The 17,198-nt window shown below is 71.8% G+C and carries 15 protein-coding genes; 6 read left to right on the plus strand and 9 right to left on the minus strand.

Annotation, left to right across the window (positions count from 1 at the left end):
• On the plus strand, positions 1-953 hold a 953-nt coding region (locus tag KIK05_RS39895; RefSeq protein WP_250564231.1), incomplete at its 5' end, for an FGGY-family carbohydrate kinase.
• Between the two features lie 110 nt (positions 954-1,063).
• Here the strand turns inward: KIK05_RS39895 and KIK05_RS39900 are convergent.
• Both KIK05_RS39900 and KIK05_RS39905 read right to left on the minus strand, forming a co-directional pair.
• On the minus strand, positions 1,064-1,924 hold the full coding sequence (locus tag KIK05_RS39900) for a serine hydrolase (protein ID WP_214416087.1): 861 nt from the start codon (positions 1,922-1,924) through the stop codon (positions 1,064-1,066).
• Positions 1,921-2,865, minus strand: a complete 945-nt coding sequence (locus tag KIK05_RS39905; protein ID WP_214416088.1) for a LysR family transcriptional regulator — start codon at positions 2,863-2,865, stop codon at positions 1,921-1,923. Before KIK05_RS39905 ends, KIK05_RS39900 begins: the two co-directional genes overlap by 4 nt.
• A 102-nt stretch (positions 2,866-2,967) precedes the next feature.
• Here KIK05_RS39905 and KIK05_RS39910 point away from each other — a divergent pair, with 102 nt between their 5' ends.
• Positions 2,968-4,512 carry a penicillin-binding transpeptidase domain-containing protein gene (locus KIK05_RS39910; protein WP_214416089.1) on the plus strand — a complete coding sequence of 515 codons (1,545 nt, stop codon included), beginning with the start codon at positions 2,968-2,970 and terminating at the stop codon, positions 4,510-4,512.
• Between the two features lie 102 nt (positions 4,513-4,614).
• Here the strand turns inward: KIK05_RS39910 and KIK05_RS39915 are convergent, their stop codons facing one another.
• Complete coding sequence (locus tag KIK05_RS39915) at positions 4,615-5,190, minus strand: hemerythrin domain-containing protein (protein ID WP_214416090.1); 576 nt, start codon at positions 5,188-5,190, stop codon at positions 4,615-4,617.
• A 137-nt stretch (positions 5,191-5,327) separates the two neighbouring features.
• Between KIK05_RS39915 and KIK05_RS39920 the strand changes: the two genes are divergently transcribed.
• Entirely contained in the window at positions 5,328-6,755 is a 1,428-nt protein-coding gene (locus tag KIK05_RS39920) for a WGR domain-containing protein (RefSeq protein ID WP_214416091.1), read from the plus strand.
• A 7-nt stretch (positions 6,756-6,762) separates the two neighbouring features.
• On the opposite strand, the gene KIK05_RS39925 is transcribed toward KIK05_RS39920, so the two are convergent.
• The 4 genes from KIK05_RS39925 to KIK05_RS39940 form a co-directional block, all read right to left on the minus strand.
• Positions 6,763-7,632 (minus strand): carbohydrate ABC transporter permease, encoded by an 870-nt coding sequence (locus KIK05_RS39925; protein ID WP_214416092.1) that lies wholly within the window; start codon positions 7,630-7,632, stop codon positions 6,763-6,765.
• A gap of 1 nt (position 7,633) precedes the next feature.
• On the minus strand, positions 7,634-8,734 hold the full coding sequence (locus KIK05_RS39930) for a carbohydrate ABC transporter permease (protein WP_214416093.1): 1,101 nt from the start codon (positions 8,732-8,734) through the stop codon (positions 7,634-7,636).
• 186 nt (positions 8,735-8,920) lie between these two features.
• The gene (locus KIK05_RS39935; protein WP_214416094.1) at positions 8,921-10,180 is read right to left on the minus strand and encodes a sugar ABC transporter substrate-binding protein; all 1,260 of its coding nucleotides are present in this window, start codon (positions 10,178-10,180) and stop codon (positions 8,921-8,923) included.
• A gap of 67 nt (positions 10,181-10,247) precedes the next feature.
• Positions 10,248-11,327: a LacI family DNA-binding transcriptional regulator gene (locus KIK05_RS39940; RefSeq protein WP_214416095.1), complete on the minus strand. Its 1,080-nt coding sequence runs from the start codon at positions 11,325-11,327 to the stop codon at positions 10,248-10,250.
• A gap of 143 nt (positions 11,328-11,470) precedes the next feature.
• Here KIK05_RS39940 and KIK05_RS39945 point away from each other — a divergent pair, with 143 nt between their 5' ends.
• A complete protein-coding gene (locus KIK05_RS39945) occupies positions 11,471-13,690 on the plus strand; it encodes an amylo-alpha-1,6-glucosidase (protein WP_308250317.1) in 2,220 nt (739 codons plus the stop codon).
• 45 nt (positions 13,691-13,735) lie between these two features.
• Here KIK05_RS39945 and KIK05_RS39950 read toward each other — a convergent pair whose 3' ends face one another.
• Entirely contained in the window at positions 13,736-14,986 is a 1,251-nt protein-coding gene (locus KIK05_RS39950; protein WP_214416096.1) for an MFS transporter, read from the minus strand.
• Between the two features lie 93 nt (positions 14,987-15,079).
• Entirely contained in the window at positions 15,080-15,556 is a 477-nt protein-coding gene (locus tag KIK05_RS39955; protein WP_214416097.1) for a MarR family winged helix-turn-helix transcriptional regulator, read from the minus strand.
• A gap of 238 nt (positions 15,557-15,794) precedes the next feature.
• Here KIK05_RS39955 and KIK05_RS39960 point away from each other — a divergent pair, with 238 nt between their 5' ends.
• Entirely contained in the window at positions 15,795-16,625 is an 831-nt protein-coding gene (locus KIK05_RS39960) for a DUF4253 domain-containing protein (RefSeq protein WP_214416098.1), read from the plus strand.
• A gap of 254 nt (positions 16,626-16,879) precedes the next feature.
• Positions 16,880-17,086 (plus strand): DUF5302 domain-containing protein, encoded by a 207-nt coding sequence (locus tag KIK05_RS39965; protein ID WP_214416099.1) that lies wholly within the window; start codon positions 16,880-16,882, stop codon positions 17,084-17,086.
• Positions 17,087-17,198 lie beyond the last annotated feature (112 nt).

Here is a 17,198-nt window from a genome sequence, read left to right on the forward strand (position 1 = left end):
GCCGCACCATGCTCATGAACCTGGAGACCCTCGACTGGGACGACGAACTGCTGTCGTTCTTCGGCGTCCCCCGGGCCATGCTGCCGCAGATCACGCCCTCGTCGTATCCCGACCTGTACGGCGTCACGCGGTCGGCCGGGCCGCTGCACGGCGAGGTGCCGCTGTCGGGAGACCTCGGCGACCAGCAGGCCGCCACCGTCGGCCAGGTCTGCTTCTCCCCCGGCGAGGCCAAGAACACCTACGGCACCGGCAACTTCCTGCTGCTCAACACCGGCACCGAGCTGGTCCGCTCCAAGCACGGCCTGCTCACCACCGTGGGCTACCAGTTCGGCGACGACAAGCCGGTCTACGCCCTGGAGGGCTCCATCGCGGTCACCGGATCGGCCGTCCAATGGCTGCGCGACCAGCTCGGCATCATCTCCGGCGCCTCCCAGAGCGAGTCACTCGCCCGCCAGGTCGAGGACAACGGCGGCGTCTACTTCGTCCCGGCCTTCTCCGGCCTGTTCGCCCCCTACTGGCGCTCGGACGCGCGCGGCGCCATCGTCGGGCTGTCCCGGTACAACACCAACGCGCACATCGCCCGGGCGGCACTGGAGGCCATCTGCTACCAGACGCGGGACGTCGTCGAGGCGATGCAGAACGACTCGGGCGCCCACATCGACGTGCTGCGGGTCGACGGCGGCGTGACCGCCAACGACCTGTGCATGCAGATCCAGGCCGACGTCCTCGGCGTCCCGGTCTCCAAGCCCGTCGTCGCCGAGACCACCGCCCTCGGCGCCGCCTACGCCGCCGGCCTGGCGGTCGGCTTCTGGAAGTCCACCGACGAGCTCAAGCGCAACTGGAACGAGGACAAGCGGTGGCGGCCGCAGTGGTCCCAGGAGCAGCGCGAGACCGGCTACGCCGGCTGGAAGAAAGCCGTCGACCGCACCCTGAACTGGGTCGACGTCGAATAGCCGGGCCGGCCGCCGTACAGCGGCGCCGGATCCGCCGCCCTCCTTCCCGCCGCCAGGGCGCCGAAGACCGAGCACACCGGGGCGAAGCGGAAAGCCCCCGCCCCCGTGGGTCAGCGGGAGCGGAGGTGGTCGATGGCGGCTCGGGCTATGGTGCCGATGGCGGCGTCGGCTCTCGGTTGCTGCCAGGCGGTGCTGATCGAGCGGGTGAAGACCGCGACGGCGTACCGGCCGCCGTCGGGGTACTCCACGACGCCCACCTCGTTGCGGATCGTCGGCAGGGTGCCGGTCTTCCCGCTGACCACGACGTCGTCGTAGGGGAACCCGGACGACAGCCGGTGCGGCCACACCTGCAGCGAGAGCAGGCGGCGGATCGCGGCGCACGACTCCGGCGTGGCGGCCTCGTCGCGCCACACCAGGCCGAGCAGCCGCGTCATCTCCCTGGCGGTGCTCCGGTTGGTGTTCACGGGGTCGAGCACCCGCAGCCCGCCGACCGTACGCGGGTCGAGCGGCTCGTTGAGGGCGGACACGTCGGCCGAAAGGAGCGCGAGCAGCCCCCGGGCGTCGTGCTCGATCCAGGTGCCCGGCAGCCCGAACGCCGCCAGCATGGCGTTGACCGCGTCGAGCCCCACCCTGGCCGCCACGACGTCCGCGGCGGTGTTGTCGCTCACCGCCATCATGAGATAGGCCAGGTCGCGCAGCGACAGGGTGGCCTCGTCGAGCATGACCGGCAGCCCCGTGGGGCCCTCGGTGCGGTCACCGGTCTTCACCCGGCACGGCTCCGCGGGGTCGAGGAGCCCGGCGTCGACCTGCCGGTAGAACTCCACCAGCAGCGGCAGCTTGAAGACCGACGCCAGCACGACCGGGTCGTCGGGCCCGATCCCGATCTCGGAGCCGGTGTCGATGTCGACGACGTGCAGGGTGCCGGTGACGGCGGCCGTGCGGAAGACGCCCTCCAGGTCGGGGGCCCTCATGACAGCAGTCCCGAGGCCGGGCGCGGGGTGATCCTTCGGGTGCGCGCCACGCCGTCGTCGACCATGCCGCCATTCTCGCGCAGCACCCGGGCCGCGACCTCACAGAACTCCGCCAGCGCGTCGCCGGGACGCTGCCAGGCCGCCGAGACGCGCCAGGCGAGCGGGTCGCCGACGAGGGGGCGCCAGGCGACGCCCGGCTGCTCGGTGCGCGGGCCGAACGCGACCGCCGTACCGGACAGGACGAGCCCGAGGGTGAACTGGGGGTTCTGCCCCTGGTGCACCTCGGCGGGGACGAAGCCGTGGCGGCGGCACTCGGCCAGCGTCTCCTCGTGCAGGCCGGGCTCGCCGTCGCGCGGGAACAGGACGAGGTGCCGGGTGCCCAGGTCGGCGAGGTGCACCGACGAGAAGGCGGCGAGCGGGTCGCCCTCCGGGAGCAGCACGCCGGGGTGCTGGACGAGGACGGGGCCGAACTGGAGCCCGGGCGCGGTCACCGGATGGCGGACCAGGCCGCCGTCCAGGTTGCCCTCGGCCAGGGCCCTGACCTGGTCGGCCGTGCACATCTCGGTGAGCGCGGGGCGTACCTCCGGGCGGGCGTCGCGGAAGGCGGCCAGCAGCGCCGCGATGGCGGCCCCGCCGAGGTCGGGTGGCACGCCGACGCGCAGGCTCGCCGCGCCGTCCCCCGCCGCGCGCGCCATCAGCTCGCGGACGCGGTCGACGCGGGCGACGATCTCGCGGGCCTCGACCAGCAGGATCCTGCCCGGTTCGGTGAGCCGCACCTGGCGCCCGGAGCGGTCGAACAGCCGCACGCCGAGCTCCTCCTCCAGCCGCTTGATGCGCTGGCTCAGGGGCGGCTGCGCCATGCCGAGCCGGGCCGCCGCGTGGCCGAAGTGAAGTTCCTCGGCGACCACGGTGAAGTAGTAGAGGTGCCGTACCAGGTCCATCACCAGCGACTATATCCAAAAAGCTATCGGTTCACGCTTTATATCAATATTGGACAGGCAATCGCCAGGTCTGCTGTCCTGCTCCTGATCGAAGGGGGACAGATGAAGAAGCGGACAGCCGTGCTGGCGGGGATCCTGGTGCCGCTCGTCGTGGCGGGTGGGGTGGTGTACGCCCTGCGCACCGAGGGGTCGGCCGAGGCGACGGCCGCCGAGTACCTCCAGGCGTGGTCGAAGGGGGACTATCCGGCCATGCGCGGCCTCGTGGCGGACGCGCCGGGCGACTTCGAGCGGTGGTACAAGGGATTCCACGACGACCTCAAGCTGACGTCGGCGAGCTTCACACCGGAGGCGGCGCACGAGGGGGACGGCGCCACGACGGTGGACTTCCGGGCCGAGCTGCGGGGGCCCGTCGACTTCGGCTACACCGGCACGCTGCGGCTGGTCGAGCGCGGCCACCGCTGGCAGGTGGCCTTCTCGCCCTCGGTGATCCACCGCGACCTCAAGCAGGGCACCCGATTCAAGGTCACCCAGGTGCCGGCCGAGTCGGCGCCGATCCTCGCCGCCGACGGCACGCGGCTCGACGTCCCGTCGTCGCCCGGATCGGTGCTGCAGCTGGTGGAGGGGCTCAAGCAGCAGTACGGCCCGCGGCTGCTCGGCAAGCCTTCGGCGCGGGTCGACATCGTCAAGGACGGCAAGGTCGTCACGACCGTGGCGAGGGGGGCGAGGGTCCCCGGTCAGCCGCTGCGCACGACCATCGACCTGCGGGTTCACCGCGCGGGGGCGCAGGCGATGGAGAAGATCACCAAGCCGGCCTCGCTGGTGGCGCTGCGCCCCTCGACCGGCGAGGTGCTGGCCGTCGTCAACCGGCCGGGCGGCTTCAACCGGGCCCTGCTCGGCAAGTACCCACCGGGCTCGACATTCAAGATCGTCACCGCCTCGGCGCTGGTCGCCGGCGGCATGGCCCCGGACGACATGGTGAACTGCCCGCCGCAGCAGACCATCGGCGGGTTCGCGTTCCACAACGCCGAGTTCCACGACTACGGGCGGCTGTCGTTCCGGGACGCCTTCGCGCACTCGTGCAACACCACCTTCGGCGGCCTGGCGGTGGACAAGCTCGGACGAGCCCGGCTCGCCGAGGTGGCGCACGGCTTCGGGTTCGGCGCCCCGATCGCGCCGGGGGTGCCCGCCGTCCGCGCCGACTTCCCCGACCCGCACGACGACACCGACCTCGCCTCGGCGGCCATCGGACAGGGACGGGTGCTCGCCAGCCCGCTCAACATGGCCGCCGTGGCCGGCGCCATCGTCGCCGGCACCTGGCGCCAGCCCCGGATGGTGCCGCAGTCGCTGGTCCCGGCGGGCGGCACCGCCCCGCGCGTCCTGGAGCCCGCCGTGGTACGCGCGCTGCGCACGCTCATGCCGGCCGTGGTCAGCGAGGGTACGGCCCGCGGGATCTCCTTCCCCGCCGGTACGGCCGGCAAGACCGGGACCGCCGAGTACGGGTCGGGCGACAACCCGCCGACCCATTCGTGGTTCATCGGCTACCACAGGGACCTGGCGTTCGCGGTCATCGTCGAGGGCGGTGGCACGGGCGCGGCGGTCGCGGCGCCCGTCGCCGCCCGCTTCCTGAGCGGCGTCGCCACCGGGTGAGATCCGTTCGGTCCGCGCGGGACGGACGACCGGCCGTACCCGCCGGAATGCGCCGAGGCGCCCGGCGGGAGGTCCGGGACGCCTGCGGCGAGGCGGCCGCGCTCAGTGGCGGGCGCGGCCGGTGACCAGATCGCGGATGCGGTCCGCGGTGCCCACGAAGGGGCTGGTGGCCTTCAGCACTCCCGGCGTCGGCGGCGTGTGCGGGTGCGGGCGGGTCGGAGCCATGCGCTTGGCCCGCTCGATCTTCGTGCCCAGCTCCACGGCGCGCTCGGGATGGATGACCAGCCGCAGTTCGGGGAAGACCTGCTCCTCCTCGAACGCGATGTGCTCGCGGGCGTCGTTGATGAAGCCCGTCAGCATCTCTTCGTACCGGAACTCACCCGGCTCGAAGTCGATCAGGTCGTTGAGCTTGAACTTCGCCCTCTGCTCCTGCCTGATGGCATGGTCGGCCAGCTCGTTGCCGTTCGGGACGAGCTCGCGGACCGTCGGCCAGAAGTACTGCTCCTCCACCGCCTCGTGCTTGGACAGCAGGGTGATGAGATGGTTCACCCGGTACTTGCGGGCACTGGCCCGCTGCGACTCGGTCAGGCCGGTCGTGGGCGGCCCTCCCTCCAGTTCCAGCAGCAGGCGCTTGGCCTCCTGGTGGTCCCGTTCCAGAACTTCGAACACGTTCGCCATGGCGTGCCTCCAATGCCCGTGGCGGCGCCCCCTCCTCTGGGCGTTGCCAGCGTCGCCCCAGGTAAACGGGCTGATGCTGATTTGTCGGACATCTCCATTACGCTCGCGGGCATTCGATCAAGGAAGGGAAGCCGGGCATGGCGCCGCAGAGCACGTATCTGGAGCTGTCCGAGGACGCCGGGAGCGCGCACAAGTTCTACGAGGTGGTGGTCGCCGGTTCCCAGGTGACCATCACCTACGGCCGCATCGGCGAGCAGGGGCAGACCAAGGTGGCGGCCTTCACCAGCCCGGAGAAGGCCGAGGCGGCCGCCGCCAAGAAGATCGCCGAGAAGGTCCGCAAAGGGTACGCCCCCGCCGTCCGTGGGGTGCGGCAGCGCCGGGCCGTCACCCGGCGGACGATGGTCAGCACCCGCTCCACGGCCAGCCAGGCGCCGGTGCTGTGGCGGTTCGCCAGCGGCGCGGCCGCGTTCGGCATCTTCGTCGACCAGGAGCGCTGCTGGGTCGGCAACCAGAACGGCGACGTCTACACCGTCACCCACGACGGCACCGTCACCGGCCGCATCCGGCTCCCCGACGGCGTGAAGTGCATCGTCGCCGACGACTTCTGGATCTACGCCGGCGCCGACGACGGCAAGGTGTACGACCTGAGCGGCAAGGTGCCCAGGGTCGCCTACGAGATCGCCGAGGACGTCGACATCTACTGGCTCGACATTCACGACGGCGTGCTCGGCGTCTCCGACCGCGACGGGCGGATCACCACGATCGACCACGAGGACGAGTTCCAGTGGGCCCGCAAGGGCGAGGGGAGCGCCGCCTGGATGGTGCGCTGCGACGCCGACGCCGTCTACCACGGCCACTCGCGGGGCGTCGCCCGCTACGACGCCTCCGACGGCGCGCCGGTCTGGCAGTCCCGGGTGGACGGCCAGGTGCTGTTCGGCTGGCAGGAGCGGCACGCGGTCTACGCGGGTACCAGCCACAACGCCGTCTACCGGCTGCGCAAGGACGACGGCCGCGTCGAGGCCGTGTACCGCTGCGACGGCGCCGTCTTCTCCTGCGCCTCGGCGCCCGACGGGCGCTACGTCTTCGCGGGCGACAACCACTCGTCGATCTACTGCTTCGACCAGAGCGGCGAGCGGCTGTGGAAGCTCGGCACCGGCTGCGGCTCGGCCTTCTCGATGCAGTTCCTGGACGACCGCCTGTACGTCGTCACCACCAACGGCACCCTGGCCTGCATCGACGCCGGCCAGGAGGCGATCAGGGCCGCCCAGGGCGGCTCGGTCCCCGAGCCCGTGGACGTCAAGGCCGCCGCCGGGCTGGCCGTCGTCGAGCCGTCCGCCGTCCTGGAGAGCACCAGCCTGGCCGACGACGGCATCGTCGTGGAGTGCGTCCGCGAGGGCGACCGCCTGCGCGTCCGCGTGCTCAGCCCCGGCTACGACCCGCAGTGGAACGTGCAGTTCCCCAAGGGCGTCCGCGAGGCGGGGGCGCGGTACCTGGTGGAGGGCGTCCGCTCCTCCGCCCGCGGCGGCTTCTACCGTGCGTACGGCGAGATCAAGCGCCTGCTGTGACCTTCCGTCAGCCCTTCTCCGAGCCCTCGTTCGCGCCGCGGATGAAGTAGCGCTGGAAGACGACGAAGAGGATCGCGACAGGGATCGTCGCGAGTGCCGCCGCGCCGAGCTTCAGCGGGTACTGGGTCCCCCCGCCCAGCGACCCGCTGACCAGGTCGGCCAGCCCCCGCGGCAGGGTGAACAGCTGCGGGCTCTGCACGGCCACCAGGCTGTGCGGGAACTCGTTCCAGGTCCCCTGGAAGGTGAGGATCGTCAAGGTGATGAGCGCGGGGCGCGCCATGGGCAGCACGACCGACCAGAAGGTACGGAACACCCCCGCGCCGTCGATGCGCGCCGCCTCCTCCACACTCACCGGGATCGACTCGAAGAACTGCTTCATGATGAAGATCCCGGTCGCGTCCACGATCAGCGGCAGGATCAGCCCCATGTAGCTGTCGTAGATGCCCAGCTGCTTCAGCACCAGGAACTTCGGGATGAACAGCACGACCGGGGGGACCGCCATCACCGTGATGATCGCGGAGAACATCACCCGCCGGCCCCGGAAACGCAGCCGCGCGAGGGCGTACCCGGCGAGGGAGCAGAGGAAGACCCGGGCGACGGTGACGACCACCGTCACCAGGACCGAGTTGCCCAGCCAGAGCGGCAGATCCGTGCCGAGGAACACCCGCTCGTAGCTCGCGAACGACAGCGGGCCCGGTACCGGCGACAGCGGATGGGCCGCCGCGTCCGGCTCGGTCTTGAGCGAGTTCGCGACCTGGATCACGAACGGGTACAGGAAGACCAGCGAGAAGAAGACGAGCACCGCGTAGCCGGCGAAGGTCGAGACCAGCCCGTGGCCCTCTCCCGGACGGCGGACCGGCTGTGTTCTGACCGACATTTCACGAACTCCTCTGGACGCGCGCGGCGCGACCGCCGTCCACGGAGCGGTCGCGGATCACCCGGCGCTGGATCAGCGTCAGCACCACGATGAGCAGGAACAGCACGAACGAGATCGCCGTCCCCGAGCCGTAGTCGAAGTTCCGGAAGGCCGTCCGGTACGACAGGTAGGCGGGCGTCAGCGTGGTCTTGGCAGGGTTTCCCTGGCTCATCACGTAGACCTGGTCGAACACCTGCCAGGTGGAGATCAGGCCGAGCGTCAGCACCAGGAAGAGGGTCGGCCTGAGCAGCGGCAGCGTCACGTACCGGAAGCGCTGCCAGCGGCCGGCCCCGTCCAGCAGGCTCGCCTCCTCCAGGGTGACCGGGATGTCCTGCAGCGCGGCCAGGAACATCAGCATGAACGTCCCGGACGTCGTCCAGATCACCAGCATGATGATCGTGCACATGGCCACGCTCGGCCCCGCCAGCCACTCCCACCACGACAGCCCGAACGGGCCGCCGCCGGTCAGCGCGGCGGGCGGGTGCTGCGGATCCACCAGTCCGAGGCCGCCGAGCAGCAGGTGCAGCAGGCCGCGGGAGTCGGAGAACCATTCCGGCCCCTTGATCCCGAACAGCCCGAGCAGGCTCCCGACGGCCCCGGAGTTGGCGAAGATGAACAGGAAGACGACGCTGATGGCCACCGAGCTGGTCACCGACGGGAAGAAGAAGGCGCTGCGGAAGAACGTCTTACCCTTCAGCATCCGCCCGTTGACGATCAGCGCGAGCCCGAGCGCCAGCGCCGTCTGCACGGGCACCACGATCGCCACGTAGTACATGTTGTTGCGGATGCTCGTCATGAAGTCCTGGCGTGCCAGGTCGTCCTGGGTGAACAGCCGCGTGTAGTTGTCCAGCCCGACGAACGGCACCTTCCCGGTGAACGGGCTGCCCTGGCCGTTCCACGAGGTCAGGCTCACCCACAACGCCATGAGGATCGGCAGCAACAGGAACAGGCCGAGGATCAGCACCACGGGTGCCAGGAACAGCCACCCCGCCAGATTCTCCCTACCGGCCCCCGGCCCCCGCCCAGCCCTGGACGAGACCTCCACCTTCACACCTTCCTTCATCCGGCCCACCGGCCTCTTCCTCACACCACCCCGCCACGGCACCCCACCACCCGCTCCGTAGGGGCCCCGCCCGCCGCCTGGGGCCCCTCTGGTCGGCCGCGTCCGCGTCTCTCGTCAGGCGCCGGAGCGGTGGGACGTGGGACGGGGACGGCGGCTCCGGCGCCTGTTACGGCGGTCCGCCTGGTCTCAGTCGCCCAGGGCGCTCTGGGTGTTCTTCTGCACCCGGCTCAGGATGGTCTTGGGGTCCGTGGCGGCCAGTTGCTGGAGTCCCGCGTCGAGGTCGGCAAGGACGCTGTCCATCTTGGGAGCGTTGACCGGCCCCTGGGCGTACTCCGCGCCGTTCATGAACGGGGCGTCGGCCGGGAACTCCTTGGTGAACTGCTCCTTGGCCGACTGCCGGGACGGCATCACGCCGAAGGCACGCGCGAACGCCATCTGCTGCTCCGCCTTGGTCATCGCCTCGACGAAGCTGATCGCCTGCTCCTTGTACCGGCTCTTGGCGGCGATGCCCCAGCAGTTGGTGAAGGACAGCGTCCCCTTGCCCTTGGGGCCGGCCGGCAGTTCGTGGACGGTGTACTTCACGTCCGGGAAGTCGGCCTTCAGCGCGCCCTTGATCCAGTTGCCCTCGATCGTCATCGCGGCCTTGCCCTTGCCGAACGCCTCACCGCCCCAGCCCGCGTCGAGCTGCTTGGGGTACTTCGCCAGGCCCCCCTTCAGCAGCGACTGCACGTACTGCAGCGCCTTGAGGTTCTCGGGGCTGTCGGCGGTGGCCTGCTTGCCGTCCGGGCTGGTGATCCACCCGCCGGCCTGGACCATGAACGCGCCGATGCGGTCACGCGTGTCGCCCAGCGCCAGCGGGACGTCGCCCTTGGCCTTGATCTTCTCGGCGACCGAGGTGAGCTGCTCCCAGGTGGTCGGGACGTCGGAGTCGCCGAGCCCGGCCTTCTTCCACAGGTCCTGGTCGACGACCAGCGCCAAGGTCGAGAAGTCCTTGGGCACGCAGTAGAACTTGCCGTCGCGGGTGAACGTCGTGCGCAGTGTCTGGTAGAAGTCGTCCGGGTTGGAGATCTTGTCCCCGTACGGCTCCAGCGCCCCGACGCTGGCGTAGTCGGCGAAGCGTGAGGCGTCGACGTAGAAGACGTCCGGCGGGTTCCCGCCCGCGAAGGCCTGGCCGAGCTGCTGGGTGAGGTCCTGGGCGGGGGTGACGGTCGCGTTGTTCTCGCTGGACTTGGCCCAGGCCGCGGCCGCCTCCTTCACGGCGGTGGTCTCGGCGTCGCCCGAGGAGCCGATGAGGATCTGCAGGGAGGCGGGCCCGCTGCTCTGCTGGGCCGTGGCGTTCTGGCCGGGGCTGTCGTCGAAGCCGCTGCCGCCGCAGGCCGCGGCCGAGATGAGGGTGCCGCCGGCGGCCAGCGCCATTGCCGCCGTCCGAAGGTAACTGCGTGTCATCGTCTTTCCTGATCTCGATGCCCGTGCGTTGGGGACTGGTCGTGGTGGTGGGGTCCGGCGGGTACGGTCAGGCCGACCGCCGGTGCGCCAGCGAAGGCTGGAGCAGGAGATTCGCGGGCCGTCGCCGCGAGGAGCCGTCGGACGGCGGTCCGCCGGAGGGAGACGGGTCCTCCGGGGCGCCGCCGTCGGCGTCGGGCTCCCCGCCGCCGTCGCCGTCGAGCAGCCGGGTGAGCAGTGAGACACAGCCCGCCGCGACCTCGCCGAGCGGCTGGCTGACGCTCGTGAGCCCGACCGCCCTGGCGACGGGCGTGTCGTCGAAGCCGATCACGGGAATTCCCGGCGCCTCCTGGAGCGCGCCGAGGGCGAGGGAGTCGCTGGCGCAGACCAGGGCGGTGACGGGACGTCCGGTGTCCAGCAGCGCCCGTGCGCCCACAGTGCCCTCCGGGACGCCATCGGCGCTGAGGTGCCCGAGCTCGGCCAATTCCTCCGCGCCGACGCCTTCGGCGGCGAGGGTGCGCGCCCAGCCGGCCCGGCGGTCGTCGCCGACTCCCGAGCCCTCGGGCCACCCGAGGTAGCCGATGCGCCGGTGGCCGGCGTCCAGCAGGTACCGGGTCGCCATGGCCGTCCCGGCCGCGCCGTCCACGTCGACCCAGGGGTACTGCTGCTCCGCCGGGTCGCCCCAGGGCCGGCCGAAGCTGACGAACGGGATGCGCTGCTTCAGCAGCCAGGCGGTACGGGGGTCCCCGTAGTCGGTGCTGGTCAGCACGAACGCGTCCGGCTCGTACACGGCGAGGAGGTCGTCGAAGGTGGCGAGCTCGGCCCCGTGGTCGTCCGCCGTGTACAGCAGCACCCGGTAGCCCGCCCGCGCCGCAGACTCCGTCAGGCCGTGCAGGAAGCGGTCGAACACCGAGCCGTTGATGCCGTCCTCCTGGGCGGGCTCGATACGCGCGGCGATCAGCCGGGACCGTCCCGTGCGCATCTGGCGGGCCGCCTGGCTCCGGCGGTACCCGAGCGCCTCGATGGCGTCCCGCACGCGCCGCCGGGTCTCCTCACGGACGACCTCCGGGGAGTTGAGCACGTTCGACACCGTCTGCCGCGACACGTTGGCGTGCCGCGCGACATCGCCGATCGTCACCTTGTCGGCCATTGACACCCTTCAAGAATTTGATCGTTCAAGACGGACTATGGCACGATTTGATCGATCAAGTAAAGAGAATGTTTCGTCAGCCGCCCGCGAAGGTCATGGACGCGTGGCGGCACGGTCAACGACGCGACCCAGGGGGCCAACCGGTGTTCGAGCAAGGAGCAACACCCGAAGCCGCGACCGCCGGCTCCGGCCGGGCGGGCGTGGAAGCGGCACGAGACACCGCTCTCGGCGAGGCCGAGCCCACCACCGAAGCCCGCGCCGCCGGTCCGGGTGAAGCCCTCGGAGCGGCTCCCGCCGTACGGTTCCAGCCGCTCCTGCACGACCTCGTCAGCGCCGTCCTCGCGCCCACGTCCGCGCTGAGCGCGCCCGACGGGCAGATCCGGCCCGAGGGCGCGCAGGGCCTGTTCCACGCCGACGCCCGTGTCCTGTCCCAGGTCACGCTGCTCGTGGACGGCCGCGAGCCCGAGCCCGTCGCCCACGCCCTCACCGGCCCCGGCGGCGCGCGGTTCGTGTCCCTGCCCCGGTGGCTCGGCGACCCGGGACCGGACCCCACCGTGCGGATCGACCGCGTCCGCCAGGTCACGCCGGGCGGCATGACCGAGAGCATCGAGATCGTCTCGGCCGCCTCCGCCCCGGTGACGGCGACCGTCACCCTCGACCTCGCCTGCGACTTCGCCCCCATCGAGGTGGTGAAGTCCGGCGGCGACGCCGTCCCCGCCGTCCCGCTGGCCGACGGCCCCGGCACGCTCTCGTGGGTCTCGCACGGCATCCGCGTCACCGTCACCGGCCACGACACCGCCGAGGCGCCGTCCCCGGACGGCGTCGCCCGGCTGCGGTGGGACGTCGAGCTCGCGCCGCGTGGCCGCACCACGCTGCGGTGGGAGGCCCGGGTGGAGGACCCGAAGGCCGTGGTGACCGCGCCCTCCCGTCCGGTCGAATGGGGGACGCCACGGGTGACGGCCGGCGACCACCGCATCGCCCGCCTGCTCGACCAGTCGCTCGACGACCTGCGCTCGCTGCGGCTCGCCGAGGTCGGCGCCCCGCACGACACCTTCCTCGGCGCGGGCGTGCCGTGGTTCCTGACCCTGTTCGGGCGCGACAGCCTCTGGGCGGCCCGCATGCTGCTCCCGCTCGGCACCGAGCTCGCCGCCGGTACGCTGCGCGTCCTCGCGCGCCGCCAGGGCACCCGCCTCGACACCGCCTCCGGCGAGGCCCCCGGCAAGATCATGCACGAGCTGCGGCGGCACCAGTTCAACGTCGCCGGGAACGGCCTGCGCCTGCCCGCCGCCTACTACGGCACCATCGACGCCACCCCGCTCTGGATCAGCCTGCTCCACGACGCCTGGCGGTGGGGCATGCCCGAGCAGGAGGTCGCCGCCCTGCTGCCCGCGCTGGAGGCCGCCCTCGGCTGGCTCGCCGACCACGCCGACGCCGACGGCGACGGCTTCCTGGAGTACATCGACGAAAGCGGCCACGGCCTGGCCAACCAGGGCTGGAAGGACTCCGGCGACTCGGTGCGCTTCCGGGACGGCCGCCAGGCCGAGGCCCCGATCGCGCTCGCCGAGGTGCAGGGGTACGCCTACGAGGCGGCCCGGCACGCGGCGGCGCTGCTGTCGGCGTTCGGGCGGCCCGGCGCGGCCCGCTGGGAGGACTACGCCGGGGCGATGGCCGAGCGGTTCCGGGCCCGGTTCTGGGTGGAGGGCCCGCACGGCCGCTACCCCGCCCTCGCCCTCGACGGCGGCAAGCGTCCCGTCGACGCGCTGACCAGCAACATCGGGCACCTGCTCGGCACCGGCCTGCTGACACAGGAGGAGTCGGCGGACATCGCGCGGCTGCTGGCCTCGCCCGCCATGGCCGGTGGTTTCGGGTTGCGGACGATGTCGGCCGAGGACGGCGGGTACAGCCCGCTTTCGTACCACTGCGGGTCGATCTGGGCGCACGACACCGCCATCGTCGTCGCGGGCCTGGCCCGCGCCGGGTTCGGCGCCGAGGCGGCCCGCCTGGCCGGGGGCCTGCTGGCGGCGGGGGAGGCGTTCGGCTACCGGCTGCCGGAGCTGTTCGCGGGCGACGAGCGCGAGAGCGTGGTGTGGCCCGTGCCGTACCCGGCCGCCTGCCGCCCGCAGGCCTGGTCGGCCGCCGCCGCCGTCACGATCGTGCACGCCGCCGTCGGCGTCCACCCGGACGTGCCGTCGGGCCGGGTCGCGGTCCGGCCGCTGCCGGGAGCGCCGCTCGGCGCGGTGGCCGTGGACGGCCTCCGGATCGCCGGGTCCGAGGTCGAGGCGGCGGTCGACGCGGCGGGCCGGGCCACGCTGTCCGGCCTGCCCGCCGGGCTGTCGGCGGAGATCGCTCGGCCCGAGCACTGAAGCCGTCCGGGGCCGGTGCCGCGCCGGCCCGGCCCCGGAGGACCGTCAGGCGGGGGCGGCGTCCACCACGAGGCCGTCCTCCTGCCCGGCCGCGCCCGTGGCCTCGCCGGCCTGGACGCGCTCGGAATGCAGGAGGTGGCCGTGCGCGGTCGCCAGGACGCCGATGCCGAGGACGAGCGTCGCGGCGCCCACGTAGAACGGGACGTGCACGTTGGTGAGCTCGACCAGCTTGCCGGCGACGAAGGGGGCGAGGCCGCCGCCGATGAAGCGGACGAATCCGTAGGCCGCCGAGGCGATCGGGCGCTCGACCGAGGAGACGGTCATCACGGCCTGCGTGGTCACGGTGTTGTTCACGCCGATGAAGACACCCGCCAGGATCACGGCGACGACGACCACGGACGGGTGCGTCGCCCAGATGGCGATGACCAGCACCGTCACGGCGAACAGCGCGAGGTTGGCGTACAGCGTGCGGGCGATGCCAAGCCGGGACTGCAGCCAGGGCGCCCCGAACACCGCGAAGATCGCGACGAGGACACCCCACCCGGTGAAGACGAACCCGAGCTGGATGGCCTGGAGGTTCATGAGGAACGGCGCGTATCCGAGGACCGTGAAGAACGCCCAGTTGTAGCAGAGCGCGGTCAGCGACATCGTGAGCAGGCCGCGGTGCCGCAGGGCGCGCAGCGGCTCCACGATGCTCGTCTTGCGCGCGGGGCGGGGCATCGGCCGTACGAGGACGGCGGTGGCGAGCATGGCGATGGCCATCAGGGCCGCGACCCCGAAGAACGGCCCGCGCCAGCTGACGTTCCCGAGCAGGCCGCCGAGCAGGGGGCCCACCGCGATCCCGAGCCCGAGCGCGGCCTCGTACAGGATGATCGCCCCCGCGAAGCCGCCGGTGGCCGAGGCGATGATCACGGCGAGGGAGGTGGCGATGAACAGGGCGTTGCCGACGCCCCATCCGGCGCGGAAGCCGACGATCGCCCCGATGCCGGGCGAGGCGCCCGCGAGCGCGCTGAAGACGACGATGAGCGCGAGACCGCCGAGCAGCGTGTTCTTCGCGCCGATCCGGCTCGAGACCCAGCCGGTGATCAGCATCGCGACCGCGGTGACCACCAGGTAGCTCGTGAACAGCAGGGTGACCTGGCTGGGGGTGGCGTTCAGCTGGTGGGAGATCGCGGGGAGGATCGGGTCCACCAGCCCGATGCCCATGAACGAGACGATGCAGGCGAAGGCGACCGCGAACACCGCTTTCGGCTGCTTGAACGGGCTCACGTTCCCAGGGGTGGGATGAGCACTCATCGACAACTCTCCAACTCGGATATCGGGGGAATCGAAGCCCTGGCAGGCGCCGGCCAGGCCGCGGCGGGTGGGGGCGGGCCGGTCGCCGGGGGATCAGGGCGCGCGGTGGGCGGCCGGGCGGTCGTCCGGCACCAGGCGGGTCAGGGTGTCGATGGCCGGCAGGGCGGCGACCAGGCCGGCCCGCTGATCCGCGTCGAGCCGGCCGAGCAACTCGGCCAGCCGGGCGGCCCTCGCCTCGCGGCGCTCGGCCAGGGCGGCGCTGCCCGCCTCCGTGATGTGCACCTGGACGACCCGCTTGTCCTCGGGGTCGCCGGCGCGGACGACCAGGCCGGCCTCCTGGAGGCGGGAGACGATCTGCGTCATGGCGGGCTGTGTCACACCTTCGCGGGTGGCCAGCTCGGTCAGCCGGAGGGGACCCGACCGCTCCAGGGTCGCCAGCGTCGCGGCCGAGGTCAGCGAGAGGTCGCTGCGCGTGCTCAGCCGCAGGACGAAACGTGTGAGCCGTTCGAGCGCCGACGTGACCTCGTCGGTGGGGAAGTCGTGCGCGGGGACCGGGGCAGATAAATGCATAAGGAACTTATATCAACCACTTATGTATATGTCCAAAAGGAGGGGTCTCGACGGCTTGGACACTGCGGGCGGGCAAGATGCTGATCTGCGGGAGTCTTCGTACGGTAGAGATCATGATCGGGGCAGGCGACAGAACGGGCGGTTGTGCGGTACGACGGGAGACGTGGTCGAACCTCCTCGCACTACGATCTGGGCGGACCGGGATCCTATTGGTGTGATCGGCACCGGAACGGTTGAGATGGACGATTCTGGACGCCCGCAGCTGCCGCCGGCCGTGCGCGGGTTGTTCGACGACGGCGGTGCCGGGCGGAGCCTCTCGGTCGAGCTCCCCGCCGGAGCCGTCGTCTGGCCCGATCCCAGCTACGTCCGCTTCCCCGCGCAACGACGGCGGCCCGCCTTCTGGCTCAGCGAGGACCCCGTATCCGGCGCTTACTGGGCCCGGCTGAGGGCCGAGCACGCCCGCTCGGGACTGTGGCCGGTGCTGCTGGAGGAATCGGTCCAGCCGTGGTCCGTCGGGCAGATCGCCCCGGACGTCGCCGCCGAGATCGACAACTACAACGTCGCCGCCTTCATGGAAGAGGTGTGGGCGGACTGGATCGAGCGGGCCTCCGAGGACCAGTTCGAGATCCTCGACCCGTTCGGCCCGCACTGCCCGGAGCCGGCCGAGCCGGGGGAGCCGCGTACCGACCCCGACACCCTGGCCGACCGGTACGCCGCCATGCTGGCCGAGCAGGGCCGGCCGGTGGGCCTCGCGGCCGTGGACCGCGGTGCGGACGCCCTCGCCGTCATGGGCTGGCAGGGGGCGCTGCACCACAACGAGTGGAACGTCCCTCTCGCCGCCGTCGTCCGCAGCTGGGAGGACCGCTTCGCCGCCCGCCTCGTCGGGATGGGCTTCAACACCCTGGAGCTCAGCGTGGCCGCCCCGCCGGTCACCTCCCAGCACGCCCTGGAGGTCGCCGCCGAGCACTGGGCCTTCTGCCCGGACGCCATCGTGCAGGGGGCCGGCACCTTGATCGACTACGCCGAGCAGATCCGCGGCAGGCACGCGTGGTCCTTCTGGTGGGACTGACCGAGGGCTATGGACGGCCGCAATATGCGTTTCGGACACCAATTGTGTTCGACTGCTTACTCAACGATGTCAGGCGATGTCAGGACAAAGACGGGAATGAGGGGGCGGGCCATGAGATGATGTGCCTGATGCTTCGCCGGATCTCGGCGTGACGGAATCGGGGGCGGGGTGTACGACACCGCCGTCAGGCAGGCGTTCACGCGCGCGCACGTGCGAGGCTTGAGTGGTCGCCCGTCGAAGAGCAGGAGGTCCGCATGACTGCCGACGCCCAGGAACCGGAAATCGAAACCCCGTCCCCGGACGACGAGCTGAAGCGTAAGTTCCGCGAGGCCCTGGAGCGCAAGCGCCGCAGCCAGGCCGAGACGAACGCCGCCGCCCGCGGCAAGGACGGCTCCAAGATCCATGGCGCCCACGGCCCCGCCGCCAGCAAGCGCTCCTTCCGCCGCAAGAGCGGCGGCTGACCGAATCCCCCGGCGATCCCCTCCCGATGAACGCCCTCGCCCACCGGGGTGCGTTCATGGGGAGCGCCGGCTGATCGGGCTTCGTGTCGACCCCCTCTCGGCGGCGGGACAG

It is taken from the genome of Sphaerisporangium fuscum (assembly GCF_018531465.1).
GTDB classification, from domain to species: domain Bacteria; phylum Actinomycetota; class Actinomycetes; order Streptosporangiales; family Streptosporangiaceae; genus Sphaerisporangium; species Sphaerisporangium fuscum.